At 35.2% G+C, this 13,752-nt stretch carries 13 protein-coding genes; 7 read left to right on the forward strand and 6 right to left on the reverse strand.

The window, feature by feature from the left end; translation table 11 throughout:
* Positions 1 to 335: 335 nt before the first annotated feature.
* Complete coding sequence (aceA, locus tag MTP08_RS10630; RefSeq protein WP_065721666.1) at positions 336 to 1,616, reverse strand: isocitrate lyase; 1,281 nt, start codon at positions 1,614 to 1,616, stop codon at positions 336 to 338.
* Positions 1,617 to 1,740: 124 nt separating this feature from the next.
* Positions 1,741 to 3,315, reverse strand: coding sequence for a malate synthase A (gene aceB / locus MTP08_RS10635; RefSeq protein WP_123865305.1), 1,575 nt, complete (start codon positions 3,313 to 3,315; stop codon positions 1,741 to 1,743).
* A gap of 127 nt (positions 3,316 to 3,442) precedes the next feature.
* Between aceB and MTP08_RS10640 the strand changes: the two genes are divergently transcribed.
* The 5 genes from MTP08_RS10640 to MTP08_RS10655 all read left to right on the forward strand — a co-directional run bounded on the left by MTP08_RS10640 (position 3,443) and on the right by MTP08_RS10655 (position 7,256).
* On the forward strand, positions 3,443 to 4,927 hold the full coding sequence (locus tag MTP08_RS10640) for a helix-turn-helix domain-containing protein (protein ID WP_123865304.1): 1,485 nt from the start codon (positions 3,443 to 3,445) through the stop codon (positions 4,925 to 4,927).
* 426 nt (positions 4,928 to 5,353) lie between these two features.
* Positions 5,354 to 5,734, forward strand: coding sequence for a DDE-type integrase/transposase/recombinase (locus tag MTP08_RS10645; RefSeq protein WP_229049343.1), 381 nt, complete (start codon positions 5,354 to 5,356; stop codon positions 5,732 to 5,734).
* Complete coding sequence (locus tag MTP08_RS14775) at positions 5,664 to 5,891, forward strand: IS3 family transposase (protein WP_373695761.1); 228 nt, start codon at positions 5,664 to 5,666, stop codon at positions 5,889 to 5,891. Before MTP08_RS10645 ends, MTP08_RS14775 begins: the two co-directional genes overlap by 71 nt.
* 156 nt (positions 5,892 to 6,047) lie before the next feature.
* The gene (locus MTP08_RS10650) at positions 6,048 to 6,314 is read left to right on the forward strand and encodes a transposase (RefSeq protein WP_123853376.1); all 267 of its coding nucleotides are present in this window, start codon (positions 6,048 to 6,050) and stop codon (positions 6,312 to 6,314) included.
* Between the two features lie 285 nt (positions 6,315 to 6,599).
* Positions 6,600 to 7,256 carry an integrase core domain-containing protein gene (locus MTP08_RS10655; RefSeq protein ID WP_123865301.1) on the forward strand — a complete coding sequence of 219 codons (657 nt, stop codon included), beginning with the start codon at positions 6,600 to 6,602 and terminating at the stop codon, positions 7,254 to 7,256.
* Between the two features lie 497 nt (positions 7,257 to 7,753).
* Here the strand turns inward: MTP08_RS10655 and MTP08_RS10660 are convergent, their stop codons facing one another.
* The 4 genes from MTP08_RS10660 to MTP08_RS10675 all read right to left on the reverse strand — a co-directional run bounded on the left by MTP08_RS10660 (position 7,754) and on the right by MTP08_RS10675 (position 11,784).
* Positions 7,754 to 8,572: a phosphatase PAP2 family protein gene (locus MTP08_RS10660; RefSeq protein WP_228459899.1), complete on the reverse strand. Its 819-nt coding sequence runs from the start codon at positions 8,570 to 8,572 to the stop codon at positions 7,754 to 7,756.
* Entirely contained in the window at positions 8,573 to 9,547 is a 975-nt protein-coding gene (locus MTP08_RS10665; protein WP_123865300.1) for a sulfite exporter TauE/SafE family protein, read from the reverse strand.
* Positions 9,548 to 10,530: 983 nt separating this feature from the next.
* Positions 10,531 to 10,824, reverse strand: a complete 294-nt coding sequence (locus MTP08_RS10670) for a putative quinol monooxygenase (protein WP_123865299.1) — start codon at positions 10,822 to 10,824, stop codon at positions 10,531 to 10,533.
* A 99-nt stretch (positions 10,825 to 10,923) separates the two neighbouring features.
* Complete coding sequence (locus MTP08_RS10675; RefSeq protein ID WP_123865298.1) at positions 10,924 to 11,784, reverse strand: helix-turn-helix domain-containing protein; 861 nt, start codon at positions 11,782 to 11,784, stop codon at positions 10,924 to 10,926.
* A 106-nt stretch (positions 11,785 to 11,890) separates the two neighbouring features.
* On the opposite strand from MTP08_RS10675, the gene MTP08_RS10680 reads away from it, so the two are divergent.
* Together MTP08_RS10680 and MTP08_RS10685 are read left to right on the forward strand one after the other, a co-directional pair.
* Positions 11,891 to 12,796, forward strand: coding sequence for an IS1595 family transposase (locus tag MTP08_RS10680; protein ID WP_123865321.1), 906 nt, complete (start codon positions 11,891 to 11,893; stop codon positions 12,794 to 12,796).
* A 175-nt stretch (positions 12,797 to 12,971) separates the two neighbouring features.
* Positions 12,972 to 13,751: a Mu transposase domain-containing protein gene (locus MTP08_RS10685; RefSeq protein WP_123865297.1), complete on the forward strand. Its 780-nt coding sequence runs from the start codon at positions 12,972 to 12,974 to the stop codon at positions 13,749 to 13,751.
* Position 13,752: the final 1 nt, after the last annotated feature.

Below are 13,752 nucleotides of genomic sequence, written 5' to 3' on the forward strand. Positions count from 1 at the left end.
CAAATGTAAAGCCATAGCAATCTATCGTAATGTACCGAAATTCGTATTTTATGTACTGAAAATCCCTAATCCCACCTATTTGCTTTAAAAGCTTCAATTGATAAAAGGAAATATCTTATCTTTAATCTTGTTGTAATTTTGAGAGAATAAAACCTATTTAACTATAAAAAATCAATCTTTATAATTGAGATTTCTCAATATTTACTCAATAGAACATTCAAAACAAAAACCTTCCTCAAAAGAGGAAGATTGCAACAATTAAATTTAATTATAATGGATTTTTTGTAAGAATAGTTAAACGCAAAAATACAATGAAATTTGCCAATATTAAATTTTTAATGAAACTGTGCTGTTTCTGTCGAATCTCTCATCGCCACTGTTGCTGCCGAACCATTGGTTACAATATTTTGAATTTCATCAAAATATCCTGTCCCAACAAAAGACTGATGTTTTACCGCTCTGAAACCCTGCTTCTGCAAAGCAAATTCGCGTTCCTGCAATTCAGAATAACCTGCCATTCCTTTTTCTTTATATGCCAAAGCTAATTCAAACATCGCAGTATTCAAAGCATGAAAACCAGCCAATGTAATAAACTGGAATTTGTAACCCATTTTTCCCAATTCTTCTCGGAAATTCAGCATTTCATCGACACTTAATTTTGCAGCCCAATTAAAAGAAGGTGAACAGTTATAAGCCAACATTTTATCTGGAAATTTTGTACGAATTCCTTCTGCAAATTTTCTTGCCATCTCCAGATCCGGATTTGACGTTTCCATCCAGATCAAATCGGCATAAGGAGCATAAGATAAACCTCTGTCAATTCCCTGCTCTACACCATTTTTCACAACATAGAAACCTTCGGAAGTTCTTTTCCCTGTCACAAACTTTTTATCCCTGTCATCAATATCTGAAGTCAACAAATCTGCCGCATCTGCATCTGTTCTAGCAATAATTACAGTCGGTACTCCCAAAACATCTGCTGCTAAACGAGCCGATATTAGCTTATTAACCGCTTCTTGAGTCGGAACCAAAACTTTTCCACCCAAATGCCCACATTTTTTCGCAGAAGATAACTGATCTTCAAAATGTACTGCTGCCGCTCCCGCCTCAATCATTTGCTTCATTAATTCATAAGCATTTAAATTTCCGCCAAAACCTGCTTCTGCATCGGCGATTATTGGAACTAAATATTCTTTTTCTCCACCTCCGTTTACGGATTGAATTTGATCTGCCCTTAATAATGCATTATTAATTTTCTTCACAACAGAAGGTACTGAATTCGCTGGGTACAAAGATTGATCGGGATACATTTCACCAGACAAATTAGCATCTGCTGCAACTTGCCAACCTGAAAGATAAATTGCTTCCAGTCCCGCATCAACTTCCTGAACCGCTTGATTTCCAGTTAAAGCTCCTAATCCGGCAACAAAATCCTGAGAATTGAGTTTTGTCCAGAATTTCTTTGACATTTCGGTAGCAATCGTATAATCTAATTGGTAAGAACCTCGAAGTTTCAGTACATCTTCGGCTGTGTAAGGTCTTTTCACGCCATTCCAACGTGGATTATCCAGCCAATCTTTTTCTAATTCCTGAATTTTTTCCTGTTTTGTTTTCATAATATTTGGAGTTTAAAATTTTCTTCAAGTTGCGAGATCTGAGATTTCAAGTGAAACTATTAGAATTGAAATGTGGAAAAATTTTGTGCGAGAACTTTTCTTATTAAAAATTTCTAATTCTATTTTAAATAAACAGATACGCTTTCAATGTTAAAAATTCAACAAAGTTTTCACAGAAAATCAATTCGTTAAAAAGTTCTTTTGCCAGAGTAAATTTTCCGTTTTTGAAACGTTCTTCACCGACATATTTTTCAATTCTTTCCAGTTCCTCAAATTCCCATTGAAGAATCATTTCCCTGGTCAGTTTTCTTTCATCATTTAGAAATGCTTCATTTTTCAGCCATTGCCAAACTTGAGTCCTTGAAATTTCAGCAGTTGCCGCATCTTCCATCAGATTATAAATCGCAGCTGCACCTACTCCCATTAACCAAGATTCGATATACAGAATTCCGACGTTGATATTTTTTCGGACACCCTGTTCGGTAATTTCTCCTTTTGGAATTTCCAGTAAATCATTTTCTGTAATTTGATAATCAAACTTTTTATCGATTTGATTTTTCTCAGGCATAAACTGGTCGAAAATATCTTTCGCCACAGAAACCAAATCGGGATGTGCAACCCAAGTTCCATCGTGACCATTTTTCGCTTCACGCTCTTTATCATTTCTGACCTTTCCAAAAGCCTGACTGTTGGCTTCATAATCATTTTTAATAGGAATCTGCGCCGCCATTCCACCAATCGCGTGAACATTTCTTTTATGACAAACTTCAATCACTCTTTTTGAGTATGCATTCATAAAAGGTGAAGTCATTGTTACCTGATCACGATCAGGGAGAATAAATTCTGGAAGATTTCTGAATTTTTTAATGAATGAAAAAATATAATCCCATCGACCACAATTCAAACCGGAACTATGTTCTTTTAATTCGAATAAAATTTCATCGATTTGAAAAGATGCAGTGATAGTTTCAATTAAAACTGTTGCTTTAATTGTTCCCTGAGGAATTCCGAGATAGTTTTGAGCAAAAACAAAGACGTCATTCCACCAGCGTGCTTCTTTGTAATGTTCTAATTTGGGGAGATAAAAATAAGTTGCACTTCCGTTTTCTATCAATTGTTTTATGTTTCTGAAAAAATAAATTCCAAAATCTATTAATGAAGCGGAAGTTTGTTCATCATTGATTTCAATATGTTTTTCATTCAAATGCAAACCTCTTGGACGAACTAGCAGAACAGCCATTTCTTCATTTAATTGGTATGATTTTCCCTGCTCATTTGTAAAATCAATTCTTCTATTGATTGCATCCGAAAGATGGATTTGACCTTCCATACAGTTTTTCCAGGTTGGAGAATTGCTGTCTTCAAAATCCGCCATAAAAGTTGAAGCACCACAATTCAAAGCATTAATAATCATTTTTCGATCAACTGGCCCAGTAATTTCCACTCTTCGATCCAGCAAATCTTCAGGAAGTGGATTGCAAACCCAATTTCCTGTTCTGATTTCTTCGGTTTCTGGAAGAAATTTTGGAAGAATTCCTTTATCGAAATCTTTCTGTGTAATTTCTCTTTCATCTAAAAGCTCTAATCTTTTAGCATTAAAGTTCTGATGAAGCTCAACCAAAAAATCAACTAAATCATTAGTAAAAATTTCTTCAAACTGTTGCTGAGCTTTAATTCTTAATTGAGTCTTAGTTTCCATAATCAATTGATTTTCTGATTCGACATTACAAACCTAAATAAAAATTTTCACATACAGCGAACGTTCGCTAAATTTATTTTAAAATTTATTATGCGAAAAATCGCTTCCAAATATTTATCTTTGACTTATGAATTCTGAAAGTGACTATATCAAGACGGTTTTCGGGCTAAAACTGAAACAGCAAAGACAAAAGAAAAACTGGTCTTTGCAGGATCTCGCTACAAAGACCGGATTGTCTAAATCTTACCTCAATGAAATTGAAAATGGCAAAAAATATCCGAAGCACGATAAAATTATTCAGCTTTCAGAATCACTGAACTGCACTTTTGATGATTTAGTATCGACAAAACTGGATAAAAGTTTAGCTCCATTTAATGAAATTTTACAATCGGATTTTTTCAAAGAAATCCCTTTGGAACTTTTCGGAATCAATAAAAATAATTTGATAAGTATTATCAGCGATGCACCAAAAAAAGTAACTGCGTTCATTAATGCTTTGATCGAAATTTCTCAGAATTATAATTTAGGAAAAGAACGATTTTACTTCGCTGTTCTTCGTTCGTTTCAGGAATTGTATGACAATTATTTCCCTGAAATTGAAGATAAAGCATTACAGTTTGCGCAAGAAAATAAAGTAGAGATTGGTAAAAATCTACAGTCGGATATTTTAGAAAATATCTTATCTGAAAAATTTAATTATAAAATTCAGTCAGAAAATTTTGAAGAATATGGAACTTTAGACAATCTCCGTTCGCTTTTTATTCCTGAAAAAAAACTATTGCTTTTAAATAAAAAATTGGAACGGGATCAAAAAACATTTATTCTATCAAAAGAAATCGGCTTCAATGTTTTGGAATTAAAAAATCGTCCAAATACATACTCCTGGTTGGATTTTGGAAGTTTTGAGGAAATTTTAAATAATTTTTATGCTTCTTATTTTGCCGGAGCATTATTGATTTCAAAAAAAAAAATCATTAGAAAAACTTCAGAATTTTTCTTTCAGAATGAATGGAACCCCCAAAATTTTGAAAGTCTGATTGAGAAATTCACCAATTCACCGGAAACTTTTTATTACAGATTAACGAATTTACTTTCTTCAGAATTAGGAATTAAAGATTTGTTTTATTTATGCCTTGTTAAAAAGAAAAATTCAGATAAAATTCAGATTTTAAAAGAGTTACATTTAAACCATCAACAAGCTCCACACGCAAATGCAACCAACGAACAATACTGCAGAAGATGGATTGCTGTAAAAAATCTACACGATTTAACTGAAAATGAAACTTTGACGGACGCCCAGATTTCTCATTACAAAGATCAGGGATTCAGCTATTTGGTGATTTCTACTTCACAAAAAAACCCGTTTTCGGATGGAAGTAATCGAAGTTATTGTTTAGGAATTCTGCTGAATGCTCAAACTATTAAGAAAATCAATTTCATTAAATCATCAACTTTAAAAACGATAAACGTTGGTGTAACTTGTGAATCGTGCAGTATTGCAGATTGTGAAGTAAGACAGGCGCCGGCCGTTCGATTGGAAAAGGAACACTTTAATCTGAATATGAAAAGTGCGATTGAAAAAATTAAAAAGGGATGTGAAGCGGAGAGGTAAAAGTTTATAATATTGTGAATATTTTTTTCTAATCTAAATCTAAAATTAAAATTAAATGAATTTCTTATTGCGGCGAGGTAACATACGTTATTGTTTCTACTTATATTTTAGTTTATATATAATGAAAAGCAAAATACTTAAGAAAGAAATAATAGAAGTAATGTTCATATAAAAAAATCCGCCAATATTTTTTTTGCAGGACGGATTTTTCTATATGAATTATGTGTTGTCAGAACTCCAATACAAATTCCTCTTTCGGGATTCTTACTTTTTTCCTCGGCCCAATCCAGTGTTTATCGGATTTTAAAGAAAAGAGGGCTGATAACCGCGCCATCGCATATCCTGATTTCTGCCTCCAATGAATTTAAGGATAAAACCAATTTTGTACACGAAAAGTGGCAGACGGATTTTACCTACTTCAAAATTCTGGGCTGGGGCTGGTGCTATCTAAGCACGGTAATTGATGATTTTAGTCGCTATACCGTCCACTGGGAACTTTGCCGAAATATGAAAGTGAACGATGTCCAAAGAACGATGGATACGGCAATAAAGAAGGCGAACCTGAGAAAGGGACAAACCCCGAAACTATTGTCGGACAACGGTTCCTGCTATGTTGCCGATGAACTGAAGAATTATCTTGAAGACAGGCACGCTATGAAGCAGATCCACGGAAAACCCGCACATCCCCAGACTCAAGGCAAGATTGAACGCTACCACCGGACGATGAAAAAATGTGGTGAAACTGTACCATTACTACAGCCCGGAGGAACTGGAAAAGGCTTTGGAGGAGTTTGTGAACCGCTATAACAACGAGCGCTACCACGAATCCCTGCAGAATCTCACCCCGGCAGATGTCTACTTTGGAAGGGCGGATGAAGTCCTCAAAATAAGACAGCAGATAAAATCTGAAACTTTGAAAAGAAGAAAAAGAGAATATTACAAAACTAAACTAGTCCAAATATGATTTTTTTTCTTTAAAAGCAAAAAAAATGTTTTTATCGACTATATTTGAATACCGAAAACACTATCTAAGGAAAAGTCCACTTTCTTTTGAAGACGTACTGTAATCCTCCCCCAAAACCGCATCATTTAAAAATATAGTTTTTAAATTTGGAAGACTATGAAAAACAGTAAATTTTCAGAAGTTCAGATTATCAAGATTTTATCTGAGCAAAATCAAGGAAAGACAGTGAATGAGATCTGTCGGGAACACGGTATCAGCCAGCCCACATTTTATAAATGGAAGAGCAAATATGGCGGTTTGGATGTTCAGCAACTCTCCAAAATGAAAGAACTTGAAAAGGAACTTTCGCAATACAAAAAAATCGTAGTGGAACTTACGTTGGAAAATGTGGTGATGAAAGATGTAATTGCAAAAAAGCTGTAACACCTTCCGAGAAGCGAGAACTGGTTGTTTATTCCGTATCACAGCACGGAGTAAGCACTCGGAATGCGTGTAAACTTTTCATCATAAGCAGTTCGGTATTTTATTACAAAAAGAAGAAAAACAATGAAGGTGATAGAATCCGTGAGGAGCTGGTGTTGCTCGCAGAACAGCATCAGACTTGGGGATTTTGGACGATGCATCACCGTTTGAGAAACTTAGGCTTTGGGTGGAAATCGAAGATTCGACGTAGTCAATCACAAGCGGGTTTACAGGATTTACAAATCGATGAAACTGAATCTGAGAAGCAAGCGGAAGAAACGGCTTCCGGCAAGGGTAAAAGAACCTTTGCTTCGACCTATTTATCCCAATGTAACGTGGAGTATGGACTTTATGCACGACACTTTGGAGAATGGTAAAAGCGTGAGAAGCCTTAATATTATTGATGATTTTAACAGAGAGATTTTGAATATTACGATCGATACCAGTTTACCATCAGCAAAAGTAGTTTCCGAGCTGGAGCAACTGATCGACTGGCGTGGGAAACCGGAAAAAATAAGAGTTGACAATGGTCCAGAGTTTATTGCAGGAAAATTAAAAGACTGGTGCAACGAAAATGAGATTATTCTTCATTATATTCAGCCTGGAAAACCTACGCAAAACTCTTTGGTGGAGAGATTCAACAGGACTTTTCGGGCAGAATTTCTGGATGTTTATCTTTTTGAGAACATCAGGCAGATGAGAAATTACTCAGAAATATGGATGTGGATGTATAATAATGAGCGCCCTCACAAATCATTGCAATATCTCACACCAAGAGATTTTTTGTTGAAATATGGAAAACTCAAACAAACACAGGCATTAGAGTTTCCCACATTCCAACAAAATTTTAACAACCACAACAGTAAATTATTAACCAAAAACTCTACTTTTGAATATGCCTAAGATGGGTGAGATTACACAAAACCAGTTCCCGGTTGAATTATAGCAAGCACCTTCGCTGATTTTTGATTAGAGCAATACAATGCTTGATAAGTCGCAACTCCTTCTCCTCCAATAAAAATTAGACTAAATTTTTCTGGACCATGGCTGGCATCAAATTCTGCAAGCCTCTCATATACTGTACAATGTGCGAATGGTTTTGCAAATTTCTCGTGAAATCTGCTATATCTATCTAAATTAAAATTTGGAGGTAAAGGTCTAGATGTAATTTCCTAGCGAAAGCAAAACAGAAAGCGTCGTTTTAAATGTAAAAACTGTGGCATTTATCTTACTTCGGATAATAAATATAGGAACGCTCCAAAGTTCAGTTACAGTCAAAATAAAGTATCAATATTTCTATATATCAGATATAAGGCAGTGTAATCTTCCCTTATCAATATAAAGTTATCGTTTTATGAGATTTAATTTTAAACTATAAAAAAACTTGCTGACCATAAAAACTAAAAACCCTTAACCAAACCAATCCCAACCGTTTTGTTTTGATAAAAAGGCATCACCATTGCCGAACTTGTATTATGTTTTCCAGAAATCAATTTATTAATTTTGGGATACAGCCAATATGCCAATTCGGTCGAAATAATCCCAAGTCCTGCACCTGCCATCACATCACCGAACCAGTGTTTGTCATTCAGCATTCTGTAGATTCCCGTAAAAGCGGCAAATGAATATCCCGAAATACTCAACAGAAAATTGGTGTCTTTATATTCTTTGTACATGAAATGTGCTGATGCAAAAGCGATTGCCGTATGTCCTGACGGAAAAGAAAGTCGGTTGGATTGATCAGGTCGTTCTTCTTTTACAATATGTTTCAAGGGAACTGTAATTGCTGAATTAATCAACATGGAAGTTCCGAAAATAATGCTTCTGTCCCTGAAATTATGTTTGCCTTCAATTCCGGCGGCATTTAAACTATAAACCAAAACTGCGGGAGCAAACTGTGTGTAGTTGTCCAATCTGATGTGATCGGGCTGATGTTCATTAATTTCATCTCTTGTTGAAAAATTCAACTGTTTAAGATCTTTGATGGTTAAACTCGCAACGCCGTATCCGACAAGTGCAGTAGGAATAATGAAATTTTCATAATTTAATAAAGTCTCCTTTTTTATAGGTAGATCTACACTGTCTTTTTTAGGTTGATAAATGATTATTGAATCATTGAATCTCTGCGCAGAAATTTGTCCGAAAACACATAGTAGAGCAATGATTAGATTTAAATTTAATAAACGTTTGAGCATAATTTTAATAATCTGATTTTCCATTTAAATTTCAAATTTTGTAAGCTTTTTATCTTTATAACAGTAAAACTCGTGCGCAGCTTCCCTTCCGAAAGTGAAAACTTTTTCTATATACACGGTGTCATATTGCTTTTTCAACGTGATGTATTTCTGCTTTAACGGTTCAGGTAATTCTTCCGGCTGAATCGGTCTTTCTATTTCCAGACCGTCGTTTATGGCATATTCCAGAACCATATCGGTATTTCGCCAAGAGATTACCGAACTGTGTTTGCTTTCATTCACGATTGAAATTTTGTCCTGTTCGATTATTTTACCTGATGTTCCTGCCAGCAAAGCAACTCCGGAAACAACCATTGCTCCGTAACCCACTTTTTTGAAAATATTTTCGCTCAGATAAGGAAGAATAAATTTTACTGTATAGGATGAAAAGATGGTAGCTGCTGCAATCGCCAATCCAAGACATAACGCAAGATTTGAATATAATCCTAAAGAAATGTAGATCATCAGTTTAATGAGATGCAGAAATACTTCATTTGCTGCACGGGTTGCTACAATTTCTTCTTTAGAAAGTCCGAATTTCAGATAAAAACGGTTAAATAAAAGTCCGATTGCTCCTGTAATTCCTGAAACAAAACCTGCAAGGAAACCTATGATTGCCAAAGCAAAATCTGGATATGGTTTTTCGGAATTTTCTGCAGTTTTCTTTGATTTGAAAAGTTGCGGAGCGTTACATACAAGAAAAAGGGCGACAATAAGTTGAAGATAGTTTGGATTGATAAACTTGATCAGATAAGCACCAGTCAAAACCGCAGGAATTGAAAAAGGCACGAACCAAAAGAATATTTTCCAATTGATATGCTTCTTAAAGACTGCAATTCTGGATGCAGAACTTGTAAACGTCCCTATCGTCAGCGAAAATGGAACAACAGAAGTCGGTAAAAGAAGATTTAAAAGCGGAATGAGAATCAGGCTTGCACCGCCGCCACAAATTGCACTCAGCCAGAAAGCTAAGACAGTTCCAAAAAATAATCGTTTTTTGAGATTTTAAAAGTGGTTATTAACGTTTCGGGGCTTTGCGATGGTGGGCAATCGAAGCACAAATCTTCAATTTTACACAAAAGTTGAACCGAAGAACTACCGTTGAACTTTGCAGTTTCGCCCCACTATCGCAAGACCCTTGTTGAACTAAACCTCCGGTAGCTTTACAGTTCGCATAAATCAGTTACTTTGTAAAGTTAATTAAAAAATCACTAGAATGGAAACAAAAAAAAGAGTTTAGACGAGCTCAGAGAAAACAAAATTATCAATCAGGCGAAGCGCGAAGTTCCTGGTTTTACAGAACTTTTAGACCGTTTTGAACCTACCGTTTCGGTTTTGGGAAGAAGCCGAAGTACGTTCAATAATTACTCCAGACACGTCGCTGCGGTATCGCTGCTTTTCGGTAAAATCCCGACAGAATTGGATGCAGAGCAAATCTATCATTACCTTTTTTATCTTCAGAAAAAATCAAAATCACCTTCACAATCTTATTTTAAACACACGGTTTTTGGAGATGAGCCAAAACTTTGAAACCCCTAAAATCTAGCATTTGGGTAAGGAATTTATGCTCAAAAGTGAAGGAAACACGATAAAACCAAGAAAAACCACCAATATTAGTCACAAAAAAAAGAGACTCTTCTAGAAGTCTCTTGTATATCTTTAAAATTTTCCGTCGAAAAACCCATAATGCTGAAAAAAAAGCTCCCGAAGCTTACGTTCAACAGGAGTTTATCTCAGCGTTTTTTATTTTTTATTTTGTTTCGATGATTTTTTAATTAATTGTTGGCTTTTCAAGCACAAGGACACTCTCGTTATTGTGTGCTAAACTTCTTCGTCAGTCTAATCTGAATTTATTATCAAGCTGTTTTGCAAATAAAGAAAGCCTGTCGAAATTCATTTAAAGAACTATGACAGGCTTCCATTTTAGAATACTTGTGCTTTGTTTATTTAGCTGCTAACACATCTATTTTCTCAGTAGAAGGTTGAGTAGCCAACAATTCAGGTGCATTTTCCATTAATGCTTTTGCAATCTTGCCACCAAGATGAGCTTCTCTGCCTTCTTCATCTGAAAAAGTATCAAAAATTCCAAATGTAGAAGCGTCAATACGGAACGCATACCAGGTAACAGTACCTGCTTCTTCATTAGCAAGTGGCAATGCACCTGTAATAAAATCTTCAACATCTTTTTCTTTACCTGCTTTTGCTTCTAGTCGAACTAATAATCCTAGTTTTTTCATTTTTTTTATTTTTAAATTAAACCAATTTTGTTTTAACAAATGTAGCATCTTTAAACTTGTGGTGCTTTTTTATTTAGCTCAAAAACTTATGAAAAAAGGTCAAGTTTTCATAATGTTTTTTGGACTGTAACCAAATTCATTTTTAAAGGCTGTGCTAAAATTTGATAAGCTGTCATAACCGAAGTCCATATAGATTTCGGATGGTGTCGCTTCATTATTAAGCAATAATTTTTTGGCTTTGTTGAGCCGTTTTACTTGAAACCATTTTCCTGGAGACTCTTGATATAATTGTAAAAATTTTCTTTTAAAAGTAGACAGACTCATATTACATAGAAATGCGACCTCGTCAATATTCAAACTCGTGTACAGATTTTTTTCTATGACCATTTTAAAAGATAATTCTCTTTCATTGATTAACAATGAATGTAGATAAACAAAAAAACTTTGCCCATACTTATCAGCCAGATACAGCATAATTTCTTCAAATTTTAGTTCCAGAATCTTTTGAGAGATTGTTTGATTTAAGCCATAAATTTGTTGAATAGAATTAATAAAATGGATAATAAAATTGTCTTTTTGAATAAGAAAATAGGGACTATTGGTCGTTGTTTTATTTAAGTTATTTGGATTAGATAAATGCCCATATTTCAATAAAAAATCATTAATGTTTTTCTGAGAAAAGAAAAAGAGCAGGCAACTGTAACTATTTGCCCCGACAAGTTCTGTTGTTAGAAAATTCCCCGATGCAAGGAGCAAGGCTTGTGTATGATCTATTGAAACGATGTCATTAGAAAAGTGAATGTCTTTTTGTCCGTCCAACAAAAAACTGAATACATTTTTGTTTAGATTAATTTTATTTTTGGAAACATGTTTATACGCCTCGTAGTTAGCAACTTGCAGGTCTGGAGTCTCTGTGTAGTTATTATCAAATAAATGTTCAGGGAAGTTTATAATATCCATAAAATGATTGTCTTAAAAATTAGGCATTGTAAATATATTAAATTTCTATATGTATATCCGTAATTAGTAATAATTTCGTATATTTAGCTGTAATTTAAATAATTAGATGGATATATTTAGCTTTACAGCTCATTTTGGGACAGAGGAAGACTGCAGAATTCATTTTAAGGAGCAGAGAGATAAGATTGGCGTGTCTTGCAAATGTGGTCATCAAGAACATTTCTGGATTAAAAGTATTTGGAGCTACGAATGCAAAAAGTGCCGTAAAAGGATTTCTCTGAAAAGCGGCACCATTATGCAGAACTCTAACCTTTCATTTTTAATTTGGTATAAAACCATGTTCTTAATGAGCGTTACAAAAAAAGGATTTTCGTCTAAAGAAATTCAGAAACAATTGGGATTGAAACGCTATGAGCCTGTTTGGGCGATGGTTCATAAACTAAGAAAAGCAATGGGAACACGTGATGAAAAATATACTTTGGAAGGAATGATTGAGTTTGATGAAGGCTATTTTACAGTAGAATCCAGTGAGATTGAGCAAGAAAAAGGAATTCGTGGCAGAGGTGCAGTGGGTAAACAAAATGTTGCCGTGATGGCCGAGTCTACGCCTTTGGAAAACATGGAGACTGGTGAAAAATCAAAATCCTGCAGATACTTTAAAGCTAAAGTTTTAGAAACGCATCTTTCCTTGGAAATCAATGAAACCATTAAGGAATCGATTGACAACCAGAGTATTGTTTTCACTGATAAAAGTACTTCATACGTTGATATCTCTGATTTTGTTGAGCTTCATATCACAGAGAAATCGGACAAAGAAACTACCAGTGAAACTTTAAGATGGGTTCATATTACCATCAGTAATGCAAAACGAAATTTATTGGGAAATTATCATAAAATCAAAAGAAAGTATCTTCAATTGTATTTAAATGAGTTCATTTACAAACTAAATCGTAGATATTTCGGCGACCAACTCTTCGAAAGGCTCATTATTGCTAACATTACAGCGGTATGAGTGATAACGGATATGCATAAATTTCTATTTCAAAAATCGTTTACTCAAGTTTGGATGAGAAGTTGTTTAGTTTTTGTAAATAACAGTTTGGGCATTGCAAAATGATCGAAAATTGAAAACTAAGGTTTCGGCTTAGGCTACACATAGTAAAAGCCAATTTCTATATGGTAAATCTTTGGTAGAGGGAGCGGTCAAAATCCTGTACAGAAGGATTTATGCCAATCTTAAACAGGAATGCTGCGGTCTGGATGAACTGAATCGTGAGATTTGGGATCTGTTAGACTCTCATAACAAACGTAAGCTCACAGGACGTCCGTACTCCCCCTATGAACTGTTCTTGGAAGATGAGAAGCAGCAACTCCGACCACTGCCTGAGCATCGTTTTGAGATCAGGCACCAATCCTTTGCAACCGTGATGCAGAACGGACACGTACAGCTGAGCCGGGACAAGAACTACTACAGTGTTCCGTATCAGTATATCAAGAAGAAAATCAAGATACTGTACACATCTTCCACCGTGGAGATTTACTATAAATACAACAGGATTGCCATGCACAGGCGCAATTACAAGCCTTATGTTTACACGACCATTACGGAACATCTGGCCAGCACCCACCAGTTCGTGGCAGGATGGAGTGCTGCCCGCTTTATCGATTGGGCAAACAGTATTGATACTGCAGTGGGAGAATACATTGTCCAAATTATCGACAGTCGCAATCATCCCGAGCAGGCCTACAAAAGCTGCCTGGGGATCCTGAACTTCGAAAAGAAGGTAGGCAGGGAACGATTGATTGGTGCCTGTAAACGGGCATTGGATTTTAAGATCTACAGCTTTAAGACCGTACAGAAAATACTGGAGAACAATCTGGATCAGATCATTAATCTGGAAAATGAAGAAAAGGAGCAGGAACTGCCTGATCACGGCAACATCAGAGGAAAACAATATTACCATTAAA

Source organism: Chryseobacterium oryzae (genome assembly GCF_022811665.1).
GTDB classification, from domain to species: Bacteria; Bacteroidota; Bacteroidia; order Flavobacteriales; family Weeksellaceae; genus Chryseobacterium; species Chryseobacterium oryzae.

Excerpts from the sequence above, each read along its gene's own strand:
- MTP08_RS10655 (WP_123865301.1), top strand. The coding sequence starts at position 6,600 with ATGAAACTGAATCTGAGAAGCAAGCGGAAGAAACGGCTTCCGGCAAGG.
- MTP08_RS10640 (WP_123865304.1), top strand. The coding sequence starts at position 3,443 with ATGAATTCTGAAAGTGACTATATCAAGACGGTTTTCGGGCTAAAACTG.
- MTP08_RS10680 (WP_123865321.1), top strand. The coding sequence starts at position 11,891 with ATGGATATATTTAGCTTTACAGCTCATTTTGGGACAGAGGAAGACTGC.
- aceB (WP_123865305.1), bottom strand. The coding sequence starts at position 3,315 with ATGGAAACTAAGACTCAATTAAGAATTAAAGCTCAGCAACAGTTTGAA.
- MTP08_RS10650 (WP_123853376.1), top strand. The coding sequence starts at position 6,048 with ATGAAAAACAGTAAATTTTCAGAAGTTCAGATTATCAAGATTTTATCT.
- MTP08_RS10660 (WP_228459899.1), bottom strand. The coding sequence starts at position 8,572 with ATGGAAAATCAGATTATTAAAATTATGCTCAAACGTTTATTAAATTTA.
- aceA (WP_065721666.1), bottom strand. The coding sequence starts at position 1,616 with ATGAAAACAAAACAGGAAAAAATTCAGGAATTAGAAAAAGATTGGCTG.
- MTP08_RS10675 (WP_123865298.1), bottom strand. The coding sequence starts at position 11,784 with ATGGATATTATAAACTTCCCTGAACATTTATTTGATAATAACTACACA.
- MTP08_RS10670 (WP_123865299.1), bottom strand. The coding sequence starts at position 10,824 with ATGAAAAAACTAGGATTATTAGTTCGACTAGAAGCAAAAGCAGGTAAA.